We start from the raw sequence: 22,864 nt of genomic DNA, 5'->3' as shown, positions 1-22,864 counted from the left end.
CCCTCTCCGGGGGCCGCGCCGTTCCTCCCGTCCTCACCGGGCCTTGCGGAGGCCGAGATACTGCAGGGCGGCGAAGCCGCCGACGGTGGCCGCCTGCATGAGGACCCAGGTGGCGCCGAGGGCCGTGACCTCCAGGCCGCCGAGGGCCAGTTCGGCGACGCTGACCACGCTCCACAGGGCGTTGAGGGTGACGGCCGCCAGGACCGCGGCCCGGTTGACCGCGGCCGGCATCGAGATCAGCCAGACCGCGACGCCGTAGACGGTCAGGAAGGCGCCGATGCCGTACTGGAGGGAGACCGGCAGCCCGAGCAGGTCGTTGATCGGAGCGGCCAGGGCGAGATAGGCCAGGCCGTTGACAGTGGTGACGACGGCGTCCAGACGCAGGGCCAGGCGGACGAGCCGGTGGGGGTCGGTGACGGGGCGGGCGGCGACGGCGGTCATCTCGGAAACAGCCTTTCCTGGTGGGAGGACGGGGTCGGGGGGTGCGGGGCCGGCCGTCAGAGGGCGGCGGGGACCTGGTCGAGGAAGCCGTGGACGGTCTGGATGCGGCCGTCCTCGGTCAGGACCGCGACGTCGAAGCCGATCACGATGGCCTCGCCGCCCTCGGGGCCGAGGTTCCAGGTGAAGCGGGCCACGTCGTGGTGGGCGTCGACGTCGCCGCCGAGGGTGAAGACCAGGCCGGGGAACTGCTGCTGGACGGCGGCGATGGTGGCGTCGATGGCGTCGCGGCCGGTGGCGTCGACCAGGGGGTCGACGTAGCGGGCGTCCTCGGCCCAGATGGCGTCGATCTCCGCGCGGCGCTCGGCGGCGTCGGTGATGTTCCAGGTGGCCAGGTAGCGCTCGACCAGCTTGGCGGTGTCGTTCATGTCGTCCGTCTCCTTGCTCTGTCTGCTCTGTCCGCGTTTCCTGCGGTTGTTCTCGCAGGTCATTAAGTTACGGAGATCGGCCGGGCGCGGAATCCGTCATCCACCGGTACTTACCGGGCCTCCTGCGGACCGGCTTAGGTAGGTCCGGGGCCGGCTTAGGTAGGTCCAGGACCGGCTTAGGTAGGCGCCGGGATTACGGGCTGTCCGCGTGAGCGTGAGATGGGCGGCCGTATCGGCGTAGATGGCTATCCGACCAGTTTCAGCACTTCTGTCCAGGTAAGTTGGGGCAGGTGCCGCCAACAGACGCCGATGTCAGACCCTCCGCCGCACCCGCCGCCCGGCTGGCCTGGCTGGACGCGCTGCGCGGGCTCGCCGCCGTCGCGGTGCTGCTGGAACACCTGCTGCCCTGGTTCATGCCTCAGCTCCGGCCGTACTGGTTCAACCTCGGCATGTACGGCGTGCTGGTCTTCTTCCTGGTCAGCGGCTACATCATCCCGGTCTCGCTGGAGGGGCGCGGTGACGTCCGCGCCTTCTGGATCAGCCGGCTCTTCCGGCTCTACCCGGTCTACCTGCTGGTCGCGGCCGCAGTCCTGATCATGGCCTTCTGGGTCCCGGTCCGCGAGCAGGTGCCCCGCGGCCTGTCGTCGGTCTCGGCGCATCTCACGATGCTGCTGGACGTGGTCCACCTGGGCGGGCTGGCCGACACCATGTGGACGCTCTCCTACGAGATGGTGTTCTACCTGCTGGTCACCGCGCTGTTCGTGCGCGGCCTGCACCGCCGGAGCGGGACCTTCGCCGTGGCGGCCGGCGCCGTGGCGGTCGCCGCCGGGCTGGCGCTGACCGCGCCGCCGCTGGCGGGCCCCTGGCCCGCCTACGTCTCCGGCGCGCTCTTCCTGGTGGGAATGATCTGCCTGATCAGCGGCCGGTTCCGGACCGTCGCCGCCTACGTCCTCGGCGGGATGGCCGTGGTGCTGCTGCTCCTGGGCAGCTTCGTGCCCTGGCTCGGGGCGGCGATCCTCGCGGTGATGTTCACCGGGACCGCGATCCGCCGCTGGGAGCAGGGCGCGGGCGGGCTCCGGCCGGTGGCCGCCGCGACCGTCCTGGTGGCGCTGGCCCCGGTCTGGTCGGACCAGGCGGGCTGGTGGTGGGTCCAGCCGGGTGTGTGGTTCACCACGATGGCGCTGGCGGGGGCGACGTTCGCGGGCGCGATGGCCCTGCGCCACCGCCGCCTGCCCCGGTCCCTCGTCGGGCTGGGCCTGATCAGCTACTCGCTCTACCTCCTGCACCACCCGCTGCTGAGGCTCGTGCACGTCGCCGTCGGGGACGTGCGGGCCATGCAGCCGGTGGTGCAGGTGTCGCTGTCGGCGGGTTTCGTCGCCGTGGTGATCGGCCTGAGCTGGCTCACCTACCGCTACGTCGAGCTGCCGATGCAGCGGCTGGGCAGGCGGCTGGCTCAGAGGCCGTCGACGGGCGACTCGGCGCTCTCGGCGTCCTCGGCGGGAGTGTCCGCCGTCAGCCCCTCGTCCTTCTCGCTGCCGACCGGGTAGATGTCGGCGGCCTGAAGGTCCTTCGCGCCGCGCAGCGAGGAGACCGCGACGACGTGGTAGCCCTGCTTCTGCAGCGCGGTCAGCAGCTTGGGCATCACCTTGACGGTCTGCTCGACCCAGTCGTGCATGAGGATGACGCCGTCACGCTTGGCGTTCTTGAGGACCTCGTCGTAGATGGCCTTCTCGTTCCTGGTCGCCCAGTCGCGGGAGCCGCCGTTCCACAGCACGAGCGGCATGCCCATCTCCGCCGCGACCGTCTTGACCCGGTCGTCCATCTCGCCGTACGGCGGGCGGATCATGGTCGGCGACTTGCCGGTGACCTGCTTGACGAGCTCCTGGGTCTTGGTCAGCTCCTCGCGGATCTTGTCCTCCGACACCTCACGCAGGTGCGGGTGGGTGTAGCTGTGGTTGCCGAGGTCGTGGCCCTCGACGGCCATCCGCTTGGCGAAGGCCGGGCGGGACTTCACGTACTGGCCCTCAAGGAAGAACGTGGCCTTGGACTTGTACTTCTTGAGGGTGTCGAGCAGCTTGTCGGCGTACTTGCCCGGGCCGTCGTCGAAGGTCAGCGCGATGCACTTGACCTTCGCGCAGTCCACCGGCGCGACCTTGGCGGCGGACTTGGCCTTGTCCGACGCCGTGGCCTTGGCCGTGGTGGTGGCCGTGGTCGTGGTGGCCGCGCCGGCGGCCTTGGGCTGGTCCGCGCTCCAGGCGGTGGTCGGCGCGGCTATCAGGGCCAGCGCGCAGGGGACGGCCAGCAGCATTCGAGCGGGAGGCTTCATGAGGGGAGCTCCGGGTGATACGAGAGTTGCGGGCGGGACAGAAAAAAGCATCTTATCCGGACACTTCGCCCAAACGATGGGGGATCGATCGGCTGCCAGCTGATGTTCAGGCTTCTACCAGCCGGCACTCAGGAAGAGCCGTCTCCCCGGGTGCCGTTAAAGGCTCGGTAAGAGCACGGTGCGCGGAAGGCGGATCGCGGGGGCCGGTCCCGTCCCCGGAAAGATCATTGTAGCCGGGGCGCGGGTGCCGCCCGGGGCCGGCACGGCCGTGCGCGACGGGCGGTGGATCATGGACGCGGCGACACTGGTCGCGGGCGCGGAGCAGGTCGAGGGGGCGCCGGCAGCGCCGCGGCGCGGACCGCGGTCACGGCCGTGGAGACGGTGGCTCACGGTGCTCCCGGGCGTGGTCGCCGGCCTGGTGACCGCCGGGACGCTGCTGGCCCACGCCACCCCGGCCAGGGCGATCGGCCTCTTTGCGATCTACGTCGCGCTCTGCCTCACCCTCCCGGGGACCCTGCTCTGGCGGGCTCTCACCCGGCTGCCGTCCCCGCCGGCCGTCGACCTCGCCGCCGGCACGGCGCTGGGGTACGCGCTGGAGATCCCGCTCTACCTGGCGGCCCGCGCCGCGGGCCGGCCCGGGCTGGTCGTGCTCGGCCCGCTGGCGGTGATCGTGGTCTTCCTCGTCCGTCCCCGCCTGCGCCGGCACTGGCGCTCCACCGCGGCGGCGCGGGTCCCCGCCGGGGCCGCGGCCGCCATGGCCGGGGTGTTCTGCTTCCTCGTCGTCTCCGGCGCCCTCACCTTCTTCGGCGCCAACGGTCCCCGGTGGCCGGGGAACGCCGCCCCGCACGTCGACATGCCCTTCCACCTCGCACTCGTCGCGGAGCTGCGCAACCACCTGCCGCCGACCGTCCCCCACGTGCTGGGCGAGCCGCTGTCCTACCACTGGTTCGTCTACGCGGACATGGCCGCCGCGAGCTGGGTGACGGGGATCGAGGCCCAGACGATCCTGTACCGCCTCGCGATCCTGCCCATGGTGGCGGTCTCCGTCGTGCTCCTCCCGGCCACGGCCCTCATGGTCACCGGCAGGTGGCGGGCCGGCGTCCTGGGACTCCTCATCACCTACTTCGCCGGCCCGCTGAACCCGTACTCCAGGTCGGCGGAGGACTTCCCCGGCGGCCCGCTGGACGCGGTCCTGGCCTGGTCGAGCCCCACCCACACCTTCGGCGCCGCGATCTTTGCCGCTCTCGCCCTGCTGGTGGCCGCCCTGCTGCGGGAGCGGGCGCCGGGGAAGGCGATCTTCGTGCCGGTGGCCGCGCTGCTCGCCGCCCTGACCGGGGCGAAGGCCACCTACCTCCCGCTGCTGGCCGCGGGCGTCTGCCTGCTCGCCGCGGTGGACCGGGTGCGGTCGAGACGGGTGGACCGCACCCTCGTGACACTCGGCCTGCTCACCCTCGCGGCACTGGCGTTCGCCCAGGCGGTCATCTTCGGCGGGGCGTCCCAGGGGTTGGGGCCGCGGCCGTTCTCCACGGCGGTCAGAACCCTCGGGAAGATCGTCTCCGGGGTGGACGTGAACGGCCCGTGGGCCGTCCCCGCCGCGCTCTCCCTGATCTTCCTGCTGGCCTGGGCCGTCATCTGGGCGGGTGTCTTCGGCCCCCGGCCCGCTCCCGGCTCCGGGGCGGACCGGACGTTGACGCTGTTCCTCGGGATCGGGCTGGGCGGCGTCGCCGCCGTGACGCTGCTCGGGCACCCAGGCCTGAGCCAGTTCTACTTCCTCAGAGCGGCCCGGCCCTACCTGTCGATCGTCGCCGCGGCGGGCGTCCTGGCCGCCCTCGCCACGGTCCCCCGGCGCCTGCGCGCCCTGGTGGCCGGCGCCTGCGTGGTGGCCGGCGGGGCGACGGCGGGGGCGGTCCGGGCGGCGGTACCGGAGTCGCCGCCCGACCTCGCGGCCCTCGGCGGCGTGGGGTTCGCCGTCGCCCTGGCCCTGCCCTGGGTCCTGCTGTGCACGGTGCCGGCCGCCGCCCTGTTCCTGCTGCGGCGGGCGGAGTGGAGGCGGGCGGCCGTGATCCTGGTGATCGCGGGCTTCTCCGTGCCGTCGGTGGTCCAGTCGACGGCCAGGGCCCTGTCCCCGGAGCCCGCACCGCGGCGGTGGGAGATGCCCCGGGCCGGCCTGGAGGCCGCGCGGTGGCTGCGCGACCACTCGGGCGTCGACGACGTGGTGGCGACCAACGCCCACTGCCGGTTCAGCTCCACGTACTCGTCCTGCGACAACCGGCATTTCTGGATATCTGCCTACACCGAGCGCCGGATCCTCGTCGAGGGATGGGGCTACACGCCCCGGACCATGAGGTCGCTGACCGACGTCGACCGGCAGACCATGCCGCTGCTGCCCTTCTGGGACAGCGGACTGCTGGCGGCCAACGACGCCGTCTTCACCGCCCCCACCGCCCAGGCGGTCGGCTCGCTCAGGGAGAGGTACGGCGTGCGCTGGCTGCTGGTCGACGGCAGGCGTCCGGCGGTCTCACCGGACCTGGGGCGCTTCGCCGAGCTCCGTCACGAGAAGGGGCGTTTCGCGGTCTACGAGATAACCGCCGGAACACCGGACGGGCCATGGTCTCCCACGCGCCCGTTTGATTACAGTACGCTTTCGCGGCGACGCCCAGAGTAACTTCGGCGCCTGCCGTGACCGGAGGGCTTGCCGCGACCGAAAGGGTGATACCGGTGCAAGATCATATCGACGCGCGGATCAGGGCATTCATCGAACCCCGCTTCCCCGGCCGGAGCTGGGGCGATGACGACGACATCTTCGCCCTGGGGTTCGTCGACTCGATGTTCGCCATGGAGGTGGTGGTGTTCGTCGAGCGGACCTTCGCGGTGACGGTGCCCAACGAGGAGCTCCACATGGACAACTTCCGCAGTGTCCGGTCCATGGCGGCGCTGGTGCGGCGGATCTCGGCCGCCCCGCGGACGGGGGGCGTGCCCGCATGACCGCGAGCGTCGACCGGCCGGGCCCGGTCAAGTGCCTCGTCTGGGACCTGGACGACACGTTGTGGGACGGTGTCCTGCTGGAGGACCGGGAGGTCACGCTCCGACCCGGGGTCGCGGAGGTCATCCGGGTGCTCGACGAACGGGGGATCCTGCAGTCGATCGCCAGCAAGAACCACAGCGAGACCGCCATCGAGCAGCTGGAGCGGTTCGGCCTGCGCGACTACTTCCTCGTCCCCCAGATCTGCTGGAGCCCGAAGTCCGAGTCCGTGGCGGCCATCGCGGAGTCCCTGAACATCGGGATCGACACGCTGGCCCTCATCGACGACCAGTCGTTCGAGCGGGAGGAGGTCGCCTTCAGCCATCCCGGGGTGCTCTGCCTGGACGCCGGCGACGTGTCGAGGATCCCGGAGATGCCGGTCTTCACGCCGAGGTTCGTCACCGACGACTCCCGCAACCGGCGCTCGATGTATCTGGGGGCGGAGCTCAGGGACGCCGCCGAGCGCGAGTTCGGCGGGACCAGCGACGACTTCCTGGCCACGCTCGACATGACCTTCACGATCTCCACGGCGGGCGAGGCGGACCTCCGGCGCGCCGAGGAGCTCAGCGTCCGGACCAACCAGCTCAACTCCACCGGGATCACCTACTCCTACGAGGAACTGCGCGGATTCGCGCGGTCCCCCGGCCACCTGCTGCTGGTGGCCGGCCTGGAGGACAGGTTCGGCTCCTACGGGAAGATCGGCCTTGGCCTGGTCGAGCGCGGGGCCGAGATCTGGACGCTCAAGCTGCTGCTCATGTCCTGCCGGGTGATGTCCCGGGGCGTCGGGACGGTCCTGCTGAACCACATCATGCGGTTGGCGCGGGAGGCCGGCGTGCGGCTCCAGGCGGAGTTCCTGCCCAACGACCGTAACCGGGTGATGTTCGTGACCTACCGCTTCGCGGGCTTCCAGGAGGTGGGGACCCGGGGCGACCTCCAGATCCTGGAGTCCGACCTCAGCCGCATCCAGGACCCTCCCGCCTACCTCACGGTGCGGACCGGCTGACCGCCATGCTCAGGAGAGCGCTCGGGCGCGAGAGCGAGATGATCCGGCGGTGGCGCAACCATCCCCGCGTGCGGGGGGTCAGCTTCACCGCCCACGAGATCGGCCAGGAGGAACACCGCAGGTGGTGGACGGCGACGATGGCGGACACCACGCGCCGGATCCTCGTCTACGAGCACGACGGCGTGCCCAGCGGGGTGGTGAACCTCTTCGACCACGACGTCCGGGCGCGGACGGCCGGGTGGGGCTTCTACCTCGACGTCGACGGGCTCGGCGAGCGCGGTGAGCTCCTCGCCGCCTGGATGCGGATCGAGGGCGAGGCCGTCGAATACGCCTTCGCCGAGCTGGGGATCAGCACGTTGCGCGGGGAGGTCCTGGTCCGCAACGAGGCGGTCCGGACCCTGCACCGCCGCTACGGCTTCGCCGAGGTGGGCACCTACACGCGCGAGGTGGACGGGGTCGAGGAGCCCGTCGTCGTCATGGAGCTGGCGCGGTGACCCCGGCGCGGTGTCCACGGTCACGGCGATGATCGCGGTCATGGCCACGGGCATGGTGGTGTCCACCGTCATGACGGTGATCATTGCTGCGGCTGCGGCTGCGGCTGCGGCTGCGGCTGCGGCTGCGGCACGGCGGTGATCGCGGTCATGGTTGCGGGCATGGTGGTGTCCACGGTCATGACGGTGATCGTGGCCGCGGCTGCGGCACGGCGATGTCCACCGTCACGGACACGGCGGGGAGCCGTCACCGTGACGGCAGGCCGCCGGCGGCCGAAGCCGTCACGGTGAGAGCGGGGCGTCGACCGCCGGGGCGGTCACAGCGGGGACAGGCCGCCGGCGGCCGGGGTCGTCACTGTGAGAGCAGGACGTCGGCGGCCGGGGTCGTCATGATGAGAGCAGGACGTCGGCGGTTGAAGCCGTCACGGTGAGAGCAGGACGTCGGCGACCCTCACCCGGCCCTCGCCGTCGACCAGCTCGGGCCCGCGCGCGCCGAGCCGCCGGCGGACCTGCGGGCCGGTGAGCAGCTCCCGCAGGTGCGCGCGGGCCGGACCGTCCAAGCGGGCCGGACCGTCCAAGCGGGCCGGGGCGTCGAGGCGGCCGAGCCCGGCGGCCAGCCCGCGCGAGATCACCTCCCGGTAGCCGGGCCACTGGTTGTCGGCCACCCAGCCGAGCGCGGTGGCCTTGCCCAGGTAGAGAAGCTCCCACACGCTGCTGCCGGCCGCCGTGACGACGAGGTCGGCCGCCGAGATCAGGCCGGGGAGATCGTCGGTGGGAGGGATGCCCCGGATCACCTGGCCCGCCGCCGGCCGGAGGTGGTCCAGCACCCCCTCGCGCGGAGTGACGACCGTCGCCTGGAACGGCACGCCCGTCGCGATGAGCTCACCCGTCACGAGGGGGGCCGCCCCGGCCGCGTCGGTGCCCCCGAAGAAACACAGCACCCGAGGCGGTCCCCCGGGCTCGGCCGCCCTCCGGGATTCGATCGCCTCCACCGGCCCGGCGGGATTCCCCGGCTCGATCGCGTTTCCGGGCTCGGCCGGTCTCCCGGGCTCGGCCGGCCTCCGAGATCCGGCCGGGTCTCCGGATCGGGCCGACCTTCGGGATTCGATCGCCTCCAGAGGCCCGGTGGGATTCCCGGGCTCGATCGCATCCTCGGGGCCGGCCGGGTCCCCGGGCTCGGGTGGCACTTGCCGGCGCAGCCGCCGTACGTCGTCGCGGAGGAGGGCGTAGCGCACCCCAGCGAGCCGGATCGATCCGGCGGGAGTGCCGCCGCGCCGGCGCTCGGCGCCGAGATTCTGGTCCAGGTAGATGTCGGCGTCCTGGCCGCGTTCGTCGCCGTCGACCACGGCCAGCACCCTGACCCCGGCCTCGCGCAGCGCCCCCGAGCAGCGGGGGTCGAGGTCGTAGGAGTCGATGACCACGGCGTCGAGCGCGAGGCGGCGGGCGGCCCCGACCATGGCGGCCACGCCGTCCGGCCCGGGGAGCAGCCGCAGGCCGCGCCGGGCGAGCTGCCCGCCGGCCCAGTCGAGCCCGCCCAGGTCGCCGAGGACGACGACCTCCACCCGCCGCCCGCGCAGCTCCTCGGCGAGGGCCAGGCAGCGCATCAGGTGGCCGACGCCCCGGGCGGCGCCGGCGTCGCACCGGATCCCGACGCGTCTCACGCCTGTTCCAGGGACTTCTGCCGCACGCCGGCGTTGAGCGCCACGACCTCCGGCCGCTCCCTCAGCCACCCGACCAGGGTCCGCAGCGGCACCGGTCCGTCCCCGAAGTGGTCGACGACCGTCTTGATCAGCTCCCAGTCCTCCGCGGTGTCGAGCGTGAGGCGCAGGTCGGCGTCGCCCGGGGGGAACATGAGGCCGGCGATCCGGAAGCGCTCGGCGTGCGTGTAGACGTATGAGGTCACGTGGGTGCGGTGGTGGCCGGTGGCCGCCGCGTCGAGGCTCCGGAGCGCCTCCGCAGAGATGATCTCCACGTCCAGGCCCCTGGGCAGGGTCCTGGGCTGGGGGCTGGTGCTCAGGTAGTCGAGCGTGGGCGTGGCCCGCCAGGTGCCCGCCGCCATCGCGATGATCTCCGGGTCGAGCAGCGGGCAGTCGGCCGTCAGGCGCATGACGGCCTCGCACTCCAGCCGGTCGAGGACGCCGAGGAAGCGGGTCAGCACGTCGTCCACCGGACCGCGGTGCCAGGGGACCCCGAGCCGCTCGCACTCCGCGACGACGGCGTCGTCGGCGGGCTCGGCGGTGGTGGCCACCACGAGGTCGTCGAGGACGCCGCCGCACGAGGCGGCGCGCACGACCCGCTCCAGGACGGTGCGCCCGCCCAGCCTCCGCAGGACCTTCCCCGGCAGGCGGGTGGACCCCATGCGGGCCTGAATGACTCCGGCGATGTGAACGGCCAAAACATTTCCTAACTCGGTTGGGCGGTGATGATGCTGCGTTATGCTACGAGCTTGTCACTGAATGACTACCGTAAGTTACGGAAGTCTTGTATGGGGGGACTCGGGTGGGCGAGCTTGAAGGATCATCGATCCTTGTCACCGGGGCGACAGGATCATTCGGAAAGGCTTTCATCCGGCACGTGCTCGACCATCACGACCCGCGCCGGGTGGTCGTGTTCTCGCGGGACGAGCTGAAGCAGTACGAAATCCGGCAACTGTTCGCCGACGACTCCAGGCTCCGCTGGTTCATCGGTGACGTGCGCGATCGTAGCCGTCTGACCCGCGCCATGCACGGCGTCGAGCATGTCGTGCACGCGGCCGCGCTCAAACAGGTCGACACGGCCGAATACAACCCGTTCGAATATGTTCTGACCAATGTCAGCGGTTCCCAGAATGTCGTCGAGGCGGCCATCGACTGCGGTGTCCGTAAAGTGATCGCGCTTTCGACGGACAAAGCCTCCAGCCCTATCAATCTTTATGGGGCGACCAAGCTGGTAGCGGACAAACTGCTGGTATCGGCTAATCACTACGCTTCCAACCATGTGACCCGGTTCGCCGTGGTCAGATACGGAAACGTGATGGGCAGCCGCGGCTCGGTGATCCCTTTCTTCCAGAAGCTGGCGGCCGAGGGCGCCAGCCTGCCGATCACCGACAAGCGGATGACCCGCTTCTGGATCACCCTGGAGCAGGCCGTCCGTTTCGTGGTCGACTCCTTCGACCTGATGCAGGGGGGCGAGCTCTACGTCCCGCGCATCCCCAGCATGCGGATCATGGACCTGGCCGAGGCCGTCGCCCCGGGCGCCGCGATGCACGAGGTCGGCATCCGCCCGGGGGAGAAGCTCCACGAGGAGATGATCGCCGCCGACGACAGCCGCAGGACGATCCGGCTCGCCACCCGCTACGTGGTGCAGCCCACCATCGCGACCTGGGGATACGTCCCGCCGCCCGGCGGTCAGGGCGTCCCCGAGGGGTTCTCCTACCGCTCCGACACCAACGACCAGTGGCTGTCGGCCGAGGACATCCGCGAGCTGCTCGCGGTGAGGGCCTGATGCTTCCGTACGGTAGACAGTCGATCGACGAGCGTGACATCGAAGGTGTCCTTAGCGTCCTGGAGGGAGACTGGCTGACCACCGGTCCGGCCGTCGCCGCGTTCGAGGCGGAGCTCGCGGCCTGGACCGGAGGCGTGCCGTGCGTGTCGGTGACCTCGGGCACCGCGGCGCTGCACACGGCCTACGCGGCCGCGGGCGTCGGCGCGGGGGACGAGGTGGTCACCTCGCCGATCACCTTCGTCGCCACCGCGGCCACGGCCGTGATGCTCGGCGCCCGCGTCGTCTTCGCCGACGTGGAGGAGGACACCGCCAACCTCGACCCGGCGGCCGTGGCGGCGGCGGCCGGCCCGCGCACGCGGGTGGTCACGGCCGTCGACTACGCCGGCCACCCGGCCGAGTACGACACGCTGCGCGAGGTCGCCTCGCGGGCCGGGGCACTGGTCGTGGGCGACGCCGCCCACTCCGTCGGGTCGCGCTATCGCGACCGGCCGGTGGGCACGCTCGCCGACCTGACGACCTTCTCCTTCTTCCCCACCAAGACGATCACGACGGCCGAGGGCGGCGCCGTCGCCACGGCCGACGAGGAGCTTCTCCGCCGTGCCCGGCGCTTCAGGAACCACGGGCTGGTCAGGGAGGCGGAGGAGCAGCGCGAGCTGGGCGAGGGCGGCTGGCATCAGGAGGTCCACGAGTTCGGCCTGAACTACCGCCTGCCCGACGTCCTGTGCGCCCTCGGCATCAGCCAAGTACGGCGGCTGGGCGAGTTCAAGGCGCGGCGGGCCCGGCTCGTCGCCCGCTACAACGGCGCCCTGGCCGGTCTGGCCGGGCTGCGGCTGCCCGCCTGCCGTCCCCATGTCGACCCCGCCTGGCACCTGTACGCCGTGGGGATCCCCGACGGGCGGCGGCGCGAGGTCTACGAGCGGATGCGGGAGGCCGGCATCGGCGTCCAGGTGAACTACCTGCCCGCCTACTGGCACCCCGCCTTCGCAGACATGGGCTACCGGCGCGGCATGTGCCCGGTCGCCGAGGAGTTCTACGCGCGGCAGCTGTCGCTGCCCCTGTTCCCCGGCCTCACCGACTCGGAGCAGGACCGGGTCATCGGAGCTCTCCACGCGATTCTCGGCTGAGCGGAGAAACGATGCACCACACGAACCACTTCTACGGGCACGCCCATGTCTTCGCCCGGTTCTGCGGGCTCGACGGGCGCAGGCCGCCGCGCATCAACGGCTACCTCCAGCACGGCTGGAACGCCCTGGACGGGTTCGGCCCCCGTGAGAAATACGTCCCGGTGACGCCGAAGTTCGTCTGGTCCGACGCGATGCGCCGCCGGGGCTGGGCACGGGGGCGCCGCGACTACTACCCGATCGGCGCGCCGTGGCTCTACCTGACGCAGCTGGAGCCGGCCGGGCCGCAGGAGCCGCGGGAGGGCACGATCTGGTATCCCTTCCACGGCTGGGAGCGCCAGCACGTGGACGGGGACCACCGGCGCCTGATCGACGAGATCCGCGAGGTCGAGCAGGGGCCGGTCACCGTCTGCCTCTACTGGCTGGAGTTCGGCGAGCCCGCCGTCCGGGACCTCTACGAACGGGCGGGCTTCCGGGTGATCAGCCACGGGGCCCGGGGCTGGATGAAGAAGGGGACCGATCCGCGCTTCCCCTACCGGCAGCTCGCCGAGCTCCGCCGGCACCGGCGGGTGGCGTCCAACCGGCTGAGCACCGCCGTCTTCCACGGCATCGCGGCCGGGTGCGAGCCGGCCGTCTACGGCGACCCCATGGTCCTGGCCGGGGAGGACCCGATGCACGGCGGGGTCGCGCGGATCCGGCGGCTGTGGCCGGAGCTCCACGGCGCCGAGGTCGATCTCGCCACCGCGCGGCAGATCGCCGGACAGGAGCTGGGGGCCGGATGTCTGGCGTCCCCCGAAGAGATCAGAACAGTTTTCGGATGGTCGGGGGAGACCAATGACCTGTGACGACGCCGCGGCCCGCGTACATCTCATCGGGGGCGAGATGCTTGAGTGGTCCGACGCCGCGGGCGCCGGGGCCGACGGGGCCGGAGTGCTCGGCGAGCTGCTGCACCCGCTCCTTCCCGGCGGCGCGCGGGTCCTGGTCGCGGGGCCGCACCCCGCCGGCCTCTTCGAGGATCCGGCCGTCGCCGCGTGCGAGCCGAGCGTGCTGGTGCGCTCCTACTCCGACGCCTGCCGCCTGGCCGGGCACCACGAGCTGACGGTCCACTGCGGGAGCCTGGAGAAGGCGGCCTTCCCCGGGGCGTTCGACGTGGTGGTCGCCCTCGACGGAGTCGGGCGGCTGACCTCCTTCGACCACGCGGGCGGCACCTGGGCCGAGTCGCTGGAGCGGCTCACCGGGATGCTCGCCCCCGGCGGGACGCTCGTGCTGGGCGCGGAGAACCCGCTGGGCCTCCACCGGCTCGCCGGAGACCCTCACGAGGTCCATCGGCGCGCGGACGACGACTGGGCGGCCGCCGAGCTGGACGGCTCCCGCCCGGTGAGCCTGGAGCAGCTCACCGGCCTGCTGACCGCCGCCGGTCTCACGGTGGGCAGGAGCTACGCGGCCTACGGCCGGCCGTACGGGCCGCACCTGCTGATGGACGTCCCGGTCCTGGAGGCCGCCTCGGCGCCGGCGGCCCTCACCGTGGCCGCCTGCGCCGGGGCGTTCGGCGCGCCCGCGGCGGGCCACGACCCGCGGCACCTGGCACGCGCGGTGATGGCCGGCGGGCTCGGGGCCCGGGTCGCGGCCCGCTGGGTGGTCGCCGCGCACGCCGACGGCGCACGCCCCGCGGCCCTGCCGGTGGCGCTGACCGTCGACGCCGGAGCCGCCCCCTACTGGCGGCTCCCCTGTGAGCTGGCCCCGGCCGCCCAGGGCGGATGGACGCGCAGGGCGCGCGGGGACCGGACGCTGCGCGTGTCGGGGCGGGTGACCCGGACACCCGGGCTGCTCGACGGGCCGGTCCCCGAGGGCCGGTCCCTGGCCGAGATCCTCATGACGGCCTGCGCGCGCAACGACGTCGTCGCGGTCCGCGAGGTCCTCGGCCTCTTCCTGCGGTGGCTGGAGGGCCACGGCGGCGACGGGAGGATGCCCGGCTGGACGGCCTTCGCCGTGGCCGACAACGTGGTCTTCGACGGCGCCCGGTTCGCGATGCTGGACGCCAGCTGGCAGCTCCCCGGCGAGCTCGACGCCGGCGCCGTCGTGGCCCGGATCATGCGTCACTTCGCCGCGCGCCTGCTGGAGTCGGGGCAGTGGCATCCGTGGTCCTGGCAGCTCGGCGCCGACCGGCTGACGCTGACGCTGCTGGCGATGGCGGGCGCGACGGCCGGCGAGGAGACCGTACGGCGGGGCGCGGAGCTGGAGGTGGAGATCGCCGCCGATCTGGGCGCCACCCCGCAGGACGGTCCCCGGGAGGAGGCCGGCCGGGACGGGGAGGAGGACGGCCCCGGCGGGGACGGGCCCGGGGAGCGGTGGGAGGGCTACCGCGAGCTGTACGCGGCCAGGGGGCGGCTCAGCGCGCGGCTGGAGGAGGCCCAGCAGAAGATCACCATGCTTGAGCGCGACCTGGAGGCAGCCGAGGCCCGGCTGGCGAAGGCTGTCCGCGCCGTCAAACAGGCGCGGCGGCGTGACAAGAGACCGCAGCCCTCCGGGGGTTCCCGGCTGGGGCGTGTGATCACCGCCCCGGCGGCCGCGCTCCGTCCGGTGCGGCGGATGTTCGGTGCCGGTCCGGGTGGAAACGCCGCACGTTAGTCCAACGTTCCTGGGGGTGAACCGTATGCCGCGGCTCAGCGTGATTGTTCCGTACTACAACGTCGAACCGTATTTCGACGACTGCCTGGCCTCGATCCAGGGCCAGACACTCGGTGATCTTGAGGTCATCTGCGTGGACGACGGATCGACGGACGCGAGTGCGGTCATAGCCAAGGACTACGTCTCACGGGACCCGCGCTTCCGGGTGGTGGTCCAGGACAACCAGGGCCTCGGCCCCGCCAGGAACACCGGGGTGGAGCACGCGTCGGGACGGTATCTCGCCTTCGCCGACAGCGACGACATCGTCCCCCCGCGCGCCTACGAGCTCCTGGTGGACTCCCTGGAGCAGAGCGGGTCCGACATCGCCTCGGGCAACGTGCAGCGGCTCACCTCCGACGGGCTGGTCCAGTCCTGGGCGCACCGCAACGCCTTCAAGAAGACCCAGACGGGCACGCACATCACCCGTAACGTGCACCTGCTCTTCGACCGCTCGGTATGGAACAAGGTCTTCCGGCGCTCGTTCTGGGACACCCTGGGCATGGAGTTCCCCGCCCGGCTGTACGAGGACATGCCGGTGACCATCCCCGCCCACGTCCGGGCCCAGGCCGTGGACGTGCTCTCCGAGGTCGTCTACATCTGGCGCCTGCGCGAGGGGTCGATCACCGAGCGCCGCTTCCGGGCGGAGAACGTCACCGACCTCATGATCTCCGTCATGGAGACCGCGAGCTTCCTTGAGGAGCACGCCCCCGGGCTGCGCCGTGTCTACGAGCGGGACACGCTCTTCAACGATCTGCGGGTGGCGGTCGAGGCGCTGGCGGCGGGCGTCGAGCCCGATCTCCTGCTGGACGCCGTCTGCTCCTATCTCGACACGGTGCGCCAGGAGACATATCTGGAACTGCCCGCGATCCGCCGGCTGCAGGTTCAGCTGATGCACCGGCGCAAGGTCGCGGAGCTGGCCGAGGCGGTCCGGTTCGAGCGGGAGAGCATGGACGAGACCCGCATCCGGCGGAGCCTGCTGTCGCGGCGCAAGTGGTATGCCGACTATCCCTTCCGGCGGGGGCACGGGATACCCCGCTGGGTCTTCGACGTCTCGCGGGAGCTCACGATGACCGGCCTGCTGGAAGGCTGGCAGTGGCGCGAGGGCCGGCTGCACGGCGAGGGCAGGGTGAAGCTGCCGGGGGTCATGGTGGGGGCGTCGTCGTCGTGCTCGATCGACCTGTGGCTGCTCGAACGCGCGGGCGGCACGGTGCTGGAGCTGCCCGTGGAGCGGGAGGACCTGGGGTTCGCCTTCGTCTGCGACCCCGGGCCGCTGTGCGAGCAGGCCGCCAAGTGGGAGCTGTGGGTCAGGTTCACCGTGGACGGCATCGTCCGGGAGACGCGGCTGAGGGGGCAGACCCCGGCCCTCGGCCCCCACGTGACCGACGCCGGGATGTGGGTCCAGCCGCTGGTGGACGACAAGGGGTCCGCCGTCCTCACCGTGAAGCGCCCCCGGGCGGCGGTGACCGGCTGCGAGCTGGCCGGCGGCCGGCTGCGGATCCTCGGCTGGCACGCCGAGCAGGAGACCGCCGAGGGCGTCGCCCTGGTGATGAGCGTCATGAGCGGCCCCGCGCGGTCCTACCCCGTGGAGACCACCGCGGGGCCGGAGGACCGCCGGGAGTTCGTCATGGAGGTGCCCGCCGAGGACGTGCGGGTCGAGCAGGAGACGGCCACCTGGAACATGTTCCTGTCCGGCATGGCCGACGGCAGGCCGCTGCGGATGCCCGTGGCCCTCCACGAGCTCCCCGAGTGGGAGCTGGACGGCTGGCGGATCCAGACGGCGCGCACATCACGCGGGAACATGGCGCTGCGAGTCCAACGGAGTGAAGATGATCATTAATGGGCGGCCCGTCGGCGTGCAGGTCCCGCCGTACGTCATCGCGGAGATGTCCGGCAACCACGACGGGGAGCTCGCCAGGGCGATGAAGATCGTCGACGCGGTGGCGGCGTCGGGGGCGCACGCGCTCAAACTCCAGACCTACCGCGCGGACACCATCACCATCGACGCCGACGGGCCGTCGTTCCGGATCTCCGGCGGGCACGACCTGTGGGGCGGCGAGCGTCTCTACGACCTCTACAACCGCGCGCACACGCCCTGGGAGTGGCATGGGCCGATCTTCGAGCGGGCGCGGGCGGCGGGGCTGACCGTCTTCTCCAGCCCGTTCGACCCGACGGCCGTGGACCTCCTGGAGAGCCTGGACGCGCCCGCCTACAAGATCGCGTCATCGGAGATCGTGGACCTGCCGCTGATCCGCCGGGTGGCCCGGACCGGCAAACCCCTGATCATCTCGACCGGGATGGCGAGCCTGGGGGAGACGGACGCGGCGGTCCAGGCGGCCCGCGAGGCCGGGTGCGGGCAGCTGGCCCTGCTGGGCTGCACGGCGGCCTATCCCGCGGCGGTCTCCGACAGCAACCTGCGCCGGCTGCCCGTCCTGGCGGAGGCGTTCGGGCTGCCGGTCGGACTGTCGGACCACACCCCGGGCATCGGCGCCGCAGTGGCCGCGGTCGCGCTCGGCGCGTGCGTGATCGAGAAGCATGTGACCCTCGACAGGGCGGGGGGCGGCGTCGACGCGGCGTTCTCACTGGAGCCGGCGGAGCTGTCGGCGCTCGTCGTCGAGAGCGACCGGGCGTGGCAGGCGCTCGGCAGCGCCGTGGTCCGCCCCGTCTCCGCCGAGAGCGAGGGGATGCGCTTCCGCCGGTCCCTGTACGTCGTGGCCGACGTCCGGGCCGGGGACGTGGTCTCCGAGCGCAACGTCCGCTCGATCCGCCCGGCCGGCGGGCTCCCGCCGGACGCGATCACGACGGTCGCCGGCCGGACGTTCCGGTGTGACGTCCCGCGCGGGACCCCGCTCACCTGGGAGCTGATCTGACCGGACCGCGGTGGCCCGGCGGGTCATGAGGCCCATGAGGTCCGCGGAGCGGCGAGCACGCCGCTCCGCGGACCTTCGCGTGTCAGGGGGGCGTCGCCGGGCCCTCCGGGGCGGTCAAGGCTCGACAAGAGTCGCGTCATTTAACCGCATGGCCAGTATGCCTATCGGGCGTTCTCCTCATTCTCGTGGGGACGGAGCACGTCCGGACCGGCTCCGGGTCCCTCCGTGCGATCACCTCGGCTATCCCGGATCTCGAGAATGTTGGAGGCTGACTCTTGTCCCCGCTTCTGAGCGTCGTCGTCCCTTTCTTCAACGTGGAACGGTATTTCGAAGCGTGCCTGGCGTCGATCGCCAGGCAGACGCTCCGCGATCTTGAAGTCATCTGCGTGGACGACGGGTCGCCCGACGGCAGTGCCGTCATCGCCAAGGCGTTCGCCGGGAGGGACCGCCGCTTCCGGGTGATCCACCAGGAGAACGCCGGGCTGGGGACGGCCAGGAACACCGGCGCGCTCCACGCGACCGGCCGCTACCTGTGCTTCATGGACAGCGACGACGTGCTGCCCCCCGACGCCTACGAGCTGCTGGTCTCCTCGCTGCGCGAGTCGGACTCCGACTTCGCGTGCGGCAACGTCCTGTATCTCAACTCGGCCGGGACCTGGCGCTCGGGCCTGCACTCCCGGCCTTTCCGGGAGACCGTACGGCAGACGCACGTCAGCGCGCGGCCCGAACTGCTCCTGGACCGCACCGCGTGGAACAAGGTCTTCCGGCACGACTTCTACCGGGAGCACGGTTTCCGCTTCCCCACGGGCCTCTACGAGGACGCGCCCGTCACCATCCCGGCCCATGTGCTGGCGCGCTCGGTCGACGTGCTCGGCGACGTGGTCTACTACTGGCGGCAGCGGGAGCCGGGAGACCCGTCGATCACGCAGAGCCGTACCGCGCCCGGCAACCTGGAGGACCGGATCGCGTCGATCACGCGCGTCCAGGAGTTCCTGGCCGCGCACGGTTCCGCCGCTCTGCGGCGCCAGTTCGACGAGTCCGTCCTCCGCAGCGACCTGACCCTCTACGTCAACGCGGCGCTGGACGCCGACGAGGACTACCGCGCCCGCCTGGTGGAGAACGCCGGGTCGCTCGTCGAGCGCATGGACCCGGAAATCCTGGCCGAGCTCCCCTGGGAGCAGCGCCTGATGTTCGAGCTGCTGAGACGCCGCCGGGCCGAGGAGTTCACCGAAGTGCTGGCCGACCGGCGGGAGGGCGTCTTCCACGGTCTGACGCGCCACGCGTCCGGCTGGTACGCCGACCACCCGATGATGCACCGGGGCGTGCTGCCCAGGGAGGTCTTCCGCGCGGGCGACAACGACCTCAGCCTGGTCTGCCGGGTCGACCAGATCGAATGGCACAGCGACGACCACCGCCTGCGCCTGTCCGGCCGCGCCTACATCAAGGGCATCGGCCTGCCCGCGGAGGACTCCTCCGAGATCACGGTGACGCTGCGCAACACCCGGACCCAGCGCACGGTCGAGCTGCCGGTCCGGCGGCTGCTCCGCACCGACGTGACCGCCTCCCGCCAGGGCGTGACCTGCTACGACTGGTCGGGCTTCGAGGTCGACATCGACCTCGCCGTGCTGGTCAGGTCAGCCCGGAAGGCCAGATGGCAGGTGGAGGTCGGGCTCACCGCGCAGGACGTCCAGCGCTCCGGCCCGCTGACCGCGACGCCGAGCAGCGACGTCCGCCGCTTCTCCGGTGTCCCGGTCGCCCCCCACATCAGCCTGTACGTGGAGGTGAACCCCGACGACGAGGTCCTGTTCAGGGTCCAGCGGGTCCACACCGTGGCGGAGCCCCGGCCGGGCGGCGAGGGGACGATCGAGGTGTCGGGCTGGGTGGCCTCCGAGGCGCCGGACGGCCCGGACCGGCCGGACGGTTCAGACGGTTCAGACGGTCCGGACAGCTCCGCCGGTCCGGAGGGTCAGGGCAGTCCGGACGCTCCGGAGGCTCTGGACGGGAGGCTGCTGGCGCGGCTGCGCCGCAGCGGCCGGGAGGTCGGCGTCCCCGCGCGCTGCGAACCCCTCGGCGGCGGCCGGGTCGGGTTCAGCGCCCGCCTGCCCGTCGCGGACCTGCTCCCGGCCGACCTGCCGGCCGGTGACCCGGCCGACCCGCAGATCGACCCCGACCTCAAGTGGGACCTGTCGGTCGCCGTGGGCCAGGACAGGCCCCGCAGGCTGATGGCCGGGCTCGTGGCCGCCGAGGAGTACGTGACCGTGGGGGACCGCGAGGTCGGCGTCGTCGCGGCCAGGCTCGGCCCGCTCAGCGCGGTGGTCCGCCCCGTCCGGCCGGCGGTGACCGGGGTCGGCTGGGGCGCCGACGACAGCCTTGACGTGACGGGCCGGTCCGCCGGGCCGGTGGACCCGCGGGCCCGGCTCGTCCTGCGCAGGGTGGGCGGCGGAGGGATCCACCACGTGCCGCTGGAGCGGGAGGGGGAGCGGTTCGCCTGCGCGCTCCCGCTGACCCGCGCCGAGCTGTACGGCGAGCACGTGCCGCTCGGCGGCGGCCGGTGGGAGGTCCTGATCGAGTCCGGGGGGGAGCTGTCTCCCGTGAGGCTGGCCAGGAGCCTGCTCGCCGACCTGCCCGCCGTCCACACCGCCGGCCTGCAGACGTTCCGGGTGCGGGCGCACCGCGCGAACGGCCTGGCCGTCGACGTCCAGCCGGCGCTCGGCGCCGACCGGGGATACCACGCCCAGCGGCGCCTCACCGAGCGTGACTACCCGGCCTTCATGAAGGAGCCGCTCCGGGATCTCGTGGTGTTCGAGTCCTGGCGGGGGCATCAGTACTCCGGCAGTCCGCGGGCGGTGTACGAGGAGCTGCGGCGCAGGGGAGACGGCCGGGAGTGCGTGTGGGTCTCCGCGGACGGCGGGGGACGGCCGCCCGAGGGCGCCCGGGTCGTGCTGCGCGACAGCCGGGCCCACTACGAGGCCCTGGCCCACGCCCGGCACGTCCTGTCCGACGACAGGGCGCCGAGCTGGTTCACCAAGCGCGACGGCCAGGTCTACGTGCGGACGTGCCACGGCACCCCGCTCAAGCGGGTCGCCCACGACATCGCCGGCGGCCGCTTCGGCGCCGGAGCCGACCACCTGCGGAGGCTCGCGCTGGAGGTGGCGAAGTGGGACCTGCTGGTCTCGCCCAGCTCCTTCGGCACCTCGGTGCTGCCCCGCGCCTTCCGGTACGGCGGGCCCGTCCTGGAGGCCGGCAGCCCCCGCAACGACCCGCTGCACCGGCCCGGGAGCCGGGAGGAGGCCGCGCGGGTGCGGCGGGCACTGGGGCTGCCGCCGGACAGGCGCGTGGTGCTGTACGCGCCGACCTGGCGCGACGACCAGGTCCTGCCGGGCGGCAAGTATCACCTGGACATCCGGCTGGACTTCGGCCGGGCGCGCCGGGCGCTCGGTGACGGCCATGTCTTCCTCTTCCGGGGCCACCCGCACGTGTCCGAGACGCTGAGGCCCCTCGGCCCGGAGTCGGGGGCCGTCGACGTCACCCGGTATCCGGACGTCACGGACCTGCTGCTCGTCGCCGACGTCCTCGTCACCGACTACTCCTCGCTCGTGTTCGACTACGCGGGCACCGGCCGGCCGATCCTCCTGTTCGCCCACGACCTGGAGCACTACCGCGGGCGGCTGCGCGGTCTCTACCTCGATCCGGCCGAGGACGTCCCAGGACCCCTGCTGGAGACCTCGGACGAGGTGATCGAGGCGCTGGCCGGCCTCGACGCGACCGCCCCGGCCCACGCCTCCGCCTACGGCCGCTTCCGGGAACGCTTCTGCCACCTCGACGACGGAGGCGCCGCCGCGCGGGTCGTCGACCACGTCTTCGGGGACTGACCCGGCCGGACGCCTCGCGGGCCCGCCGTACGGTCGCAGGGCCCGCCGTACGGTCGCAGGCCCCGCGGCGGCGGCCGGGGCGGGGTGTCGCGCCCGTGTCGCGGGGGACCGGGCGGCAACCCCGGCAGGGGCGGCACTCGGGTAGGCATGCATGCTTTCCCGGAAAATCACGGTAATTGTCCGATCGTCCGTCGGGGAGAGTCGCGGGCACCGGCGCCCCCGAATGACGCTGCTGGTCAAGAACCGGTATGGAGATGCTCTCTTGGCGCCCGAGTGTCAACCTTCGATCACGCAGGGTGGCCATGCTTGAAGGCATGAGGGCCTATTCGTTGAACGACGTTCACGCGACCCGCAAACGAAGAGACTCCTGGTGGACGGTCTTCGTGGTCGATCCGGTGGCGTGCAGGCTCACACTGCTCGTCGCCAACCACACAGCCATGACCCCCAACGGGCTCACACGTCTGTCGCTGGTTCTCGGAATGGGGTCGGCGGTCTGTTTCGCGTTGGGACAGCTCGTGGCGGGGGCCGCGCTGTTCTACGTGAGCTTCATGGTCGACTGCATGGACGGGAAGATCGCGCGGCTCAAGGCGACGGGGACCGCGTTCGGCCTCTGGCTCGACTACGTGGGCGACCGGATCCGGGTGGTCTGCTGCGCGGTCGGGCTGGCGTTCGGCCAGTACATGGCGACGAGGGACGTCTCCTACATCATGCTCGGCGCCGGGGTGGCCGTCCTGGACCTGTTCCGCTACGTCAACGCGCCGCAGATGAAGCGCGTCCGCGAGGTGGTCAAGGAGAACAGGCCGGAGCCCCGGGCGAAGGTCGAACCGATGGTGCCCCGGCAGCCCCGGCAGCCCGGGGAGCCCCGGACCGCCAGGCCGATCGGCCTGCGCCGCAGGTTCGGCCGGTTCCTGGTCCGCCACCGGGTGCGGACCCACCTGATCAGCGGCATCGAGTTCCACGCGGCGGTGTTCGTGGTCGCCCCGCTGATCGGGGTGGCGGCGCTGCTGCCCGTCTCGATCGTCGCGGGGGTGCTGCTCCTCCTCAACGAGGTCTTTTTGATCTACCGCATGTGGCTGTTCACCCGGGCCGTGCCTACCGTGCCGCACCCGGAGAACGTGCAGCGCGTACCTGTTTGATCATCTTTTA

The 22,864-nt window shown here is 72.2% G+C and carries 18 protein-coding genes; 13 read left to right on the top strand and 5 right to left on the bottom strand.

Annotated features, from left to right (window positions below):
* Nucleotides 1-33: 33 nt before the first annotated feature.
* Together J2S55_RS11045 and J2S55_RS11040 are read right to left on the bottom strand one after the other, a co-directional pair.
* Nucleotides 34-441: a hypothetical protein gene (locus J2S55_RS11045; RefSeq protein ID WP_306859465.1), complete on the bottom strand. Its 408-nt coding sequence runs from the start codon at nt 439-441 to the stop codon at nt 34-36.
* A gap of 56 nt (nt 442-497) precedes the next feature.
* Nucleotides 498-866 (bottom strand): nuclear transport factor 2 family protein, encoded by a 369-nt coding sequence (locus J2S55_RS11040; RefSeq protein ID WP_306859463.1) that lies wholly within the window; start codon nt 864-866, stop codon nt 498-500.
* A 290-nt stretch (nt 867-1,156) separates the two neighbouring features.
* On the opposite strand from J2S55_RS11040, the gene J2S55_RS11035 reads away from it, so the two are divergent.
* The gene (locus J2S55_RS11035; RefSeq protein ID WP_306859461.1) at nt 1,157-2,413 is read left to right on the top strand and encodes an acyltransferase family protein; all 1,257 of its coding nucleotides are present in this window, start codon (nt 1,157-1,159) and stop codon (nt 2,411-2,413) included.
* Here the strand turns inward: J2S55_RS11035 and J2S55_RS11030 are convergent.
* Complete coding sequence (locus J2S55_RS11030) at nt 2,320-3,192, bottom strand: polysaccharide deacetylase family protein (RefSeq protein WP_306859459.1); 873 nt, start codon at nt 3,190-3,192, stop codon at nt 2,320-2,322. The two genes, J2S55_RS11035 and J2S55_RS11030, sit on opposite strands and share 94 nt — an antisense overlap.
* Nucleotides 3,193-3,481: 289 nt before the next feature.
* Here J2S55_RS11030 and J2S55_RS11025 point away from each other — a divergent pair, with 289 nt between their 5' ends.
* The 4 genes from J2S55_RS11025 to pseH are packed head-to-tail and all read left to right on the top strand — an operon-like array spanning nt 3,482 to nt 7,711.
* A complete protein-coding gene (locus J2S55_RS11025; RefSeq protein ID WP_306859457.1) occupies nt 3,482-5,857 on the top strand; it encodes a hypothetical protein in 2,376 nt (791 codons plus the stop codon).
* Between the two features lie 53 nt (nt 5,858-5,910).
* Nucleotides 5,911-6,177 carry an acyl carrier protein gene (locus tag J2S55_RS11020; RefSeq protein WP_306859455.1) on the top strand — a complete coding sequence of 89 codons (267 nt, stop codon included), beginning with the start codon at nt 5,911-5,913 and terminating at the stop codon, nt 6,175-6,177.
* On the top strand, nt 6,174-7,217 hold the full coding sequence (locus J2S55_RS11015; RefSeq protein WP_306859453.1) for an HAD-IIIC family phosphatase: 1,044 nt from the start codon (nt 6,174-6,176) through the stop codon (nt 7,215-7,217). The genes J2S55_RS11020 and J2S55_RS11015 overlap by 4 nt, the downstream gene beginning before the upstream one ends.
* 5 nt (nt 7,218-7,222) lie before the next feature.
* The gene (gene pseH, locus J2S55_RS11010; protein WP_306859451.1) at nt 7,223-7,711 is read left to right on the top strand and encodes a UDP-4-amino-4,6-dideoxy-N-acetyl-beta-L-altrosamine N-acetyltransferase; all 489 of its coding nucleotides are present in this window, start codon (nt 7,223-7,225) and stop codon (nt 7,709-7,711) included.
* Nucleotides 7,712-8,130: 419 nt separating this feature from the next.
* Here pseH and J2S55_RS11005 read toward each other — a convergent pair whose 3' ends face one another.
* Both J2S55_RS11005 and J2S55_RS11000 read right to left on the bottom strand, forming a co-directional pair.
* Nucleotides 8,131-9,369 (bottom strand): PseG/SpsG family protein, encoded by a 1,239-nt coding sequence (locus tag J2S55_RS11005; RefSeq protein WP_306859449.1) that lies wholly within the window; start codon nt 9,367-9,369, stop codon nt 8,131-8,133.
* Entirely contained in the window at nt 9,366-10,103 is a 738-nt protein-coding gene (locus J2S55_RS11000) for a cytidylyltransferase domain-containing protein (RefSeq protein WP_306859447.1), read from the bottom strand. Before J2S55_RS11000 ends, J2S55_RS11005 begins: the two co-directional genes overlap by 4 nt.
* Nucleotides 10,104-10,207: 104 nt before the next feature.
* On the opposite strand from J2S55_RS11000, the gene pseB reads away from it, so the two are divergent.
* The 8 genes from pseB to J2S55_RS10960 all read left to right on the top strand — a co-directional run bounded on the left by pseB (nt 10,208) and on the right by J2S55_RS10960 (nt 22,854).
* Nucleotides 10,208-11,191 (top strand): UDP-N-acetylglucosamine 4,6-dehydratase (inverting), encoded by a 984-nt coding sequence (gene pseB, locus J2S55_RS10995; protein ID WP_306859445.1) that lies wholly within the window; start codon nt 10,208-10,210, stop codon nt 11,189-11,191.
* Complete coding sequence (locus J2S55_RS10990; protein ID WP_306859443.1) at nt 11,191-12,315, top strand: DegT/DnrJ/EryC1/StrS family aminotransferase; 1,125 nt, start codon at nt 11,191-11,193, stop codon at nt 12,313-12,315. The genes pseB and J2S55_RS10990 overlap by 1 nt, the downstream gene beginning before the upstream one ends.
* Nucleotides 12,316-12,326: 11 nt before the next feature.
* Nucleotides 12,327-13,157 carry a hypothetical protein gene (locus J2S55_RS10985; RefSeq protein ID WP_306859441.1) on the top strand — a complete coding sequence of 277 codons (831 nt, stop codon included), beginning with the start codon at nt 12,327-12,329 and terminating at the stop codon, nt 13,155-13,157.
* On the top strand, nt 13,147-14,940 hold the full coding sequence (locus J2S55_RS10980) for a class I SAM-dependent methyltransferase (RefSeq protein WP_306859439.1): 1,794 nt from the start codon (nt 13,147-13,149) through the stop codon (nt 14,938-14,940). The genes J2S55_RS10985 and J2S55_RS10980 overlap by 11 nt, the downstream gene beginning before the upstream one ends.
* Before the next feature lie 25 nt (nt 14,941-14,965).
* On the top strand, nt 14,966-16,816 hold the full coding sequence (locus J2S55_RS10975; RefSeq protein ID WP_306859438.1) for a glycosyltransferase family 2 protein: 1,851 nt from the start codon (nt 14,966-14,968) through the stop codon (nt 16,814-16,816).
* The gene (gene pseI, locus J2S55_RS10970) at nt 16,806-17,846 is read left to right on the top strand and encodes a pseudaminic acid synthase (protein ID WP_306859436.1); all 1,041 of its coding nucleotides are present in this window, start codon (nt 16,806-16,808) and stop codon (nt 17,844-17,846) included. Before J2S55_RS10975 ends, pseI begins: the two co-directional genes overlap by 11 nt.
* 275 nt (nt 17,847-18,121) lie before the next feature.
* Complete coding sequence (locus J2S55_RS10965; protein WP_306859434.1) at nt 18,122-21,718, top strand: bifunctional glycosyltransferase/CDP-glycerol:glycerophosphate glycerophosphotransferase; 3,597 nt, start codon at nt 18,122-18,124, stop codon at nt 21,716-21,718.
* A 314-nt stretch (nt 21,719-22,032) separates the two neighbouring features.
* Nucleotides 22,033-22,854 (top strand): CDP-alcohol phosphatidyltransferase family protein, encoded by an 822-nt coding sequence (locus tag J2S55_RS10960; RefSeq protein WP_306859432.1) that lies wholly within the window; start codon nt 22,033-22,035, stop codon nt 22,852-22,854.
* Nucleotides 22,855-22,864: the final 10 nt, after the last annotated feature.

This window comes from Streptosporangium brasiliense (assembly GCF_030811595.1).
GTDB lineage: Bacteria > Actinomycetota > Actinomycetes > Streptosporangiales > Streptosporangiaceae > Streptosporangium > Streptosporangium brasiliense.
Note: the sequence above shows the minus strand (reverse complement) of the source record. Positions and strands in the feature narration are given on the sequence as shown.

Bases quoted from the DNA above. Each gene is read 5' to 3' on its own strand.
- pseI (WP_306859436.1), top strand. From the start codon at position 16,806: ATGATCATTAATGGGCGGCCCGTCGGCGTGCAGGTCCCGCCGTACGTC.
- J2S55_RS10980 (WP_306859439.1), top strand. From the start codon at position 13,147: ATGACCTGTGACGACGCCGCGGCCCGCGTACATCTCATCGGGGGCGAG.
- J2S55_RS10990 (WP_306859443.1), top strand. From the start codon at position 11,191: ATGCTTCCGTACGGTAGACAGTCGATCGACGAGCGTGACATCGAAGGT.
- J2S55_RS11040 (WP_306859463.1), bottom strand. From the start codon at position 866: ATGAACGACACCGCCAAGCTGGTCGAGCGCTACCTGGCCACCTGGAAC.
- J2S55_RS11045 (WP_306859465.1), bottom strand. From the start codon at position 441: ATGACCGCCGTCGCCGCCCGCCCCGTCACCGACCCCCACCGGCTCGTC.
- J2S55_RS11030 (WP_306859459.1), bottom strand. From the start codon at position 3,192: ATGAAGCCTCCCGCTCGAATGCTGCTGGCCGTCCCCTGCGCGCTGGCC.
- J2S55_RS10985 (WP_306859441.1), top strand. From the start codon at position 12,327: ATGCACCACACGAACCACTTCTACGGGCACGCCCATGTCTTCGCCCGG.
- J2S55_RS11015 (WP_306859453.1), top strand. From the start codon at position 6,174: ATGACCGCGAGCGTCGACCGGCCGGGCCCGGTCAAGTGCCTCGTCTGG.
- J2S55_RS10960 (WP_306859432.1), top strand. From the start codon at position 22,033: ATGAGGGCCTATTCGTTGAACGACGTTCACGCGACCCGCAAACGAAGA.
- J2S55_RS10975 (WP_306859438.1), top strand. From the start codon at position 14,966: ATGCCGCGGCTCAGCGTGATTGTTCCGTACTACAACGTCGAACCGTAT.
- pseH (WP_306859451.1), top strand. From the start codon at position 7,223: ATGCTCAGGAGAGCGCTCGGGCGCGAGAGCGAGATGATCCGGCGGTGG.
- J2S55_RS11025 (WP_306859457.1), top strand. From the start codon at position 3,482: ATGGACGCGGCGACACTGGTCGCGGGCGCGGAGCAGGTCGAGGGGGCG.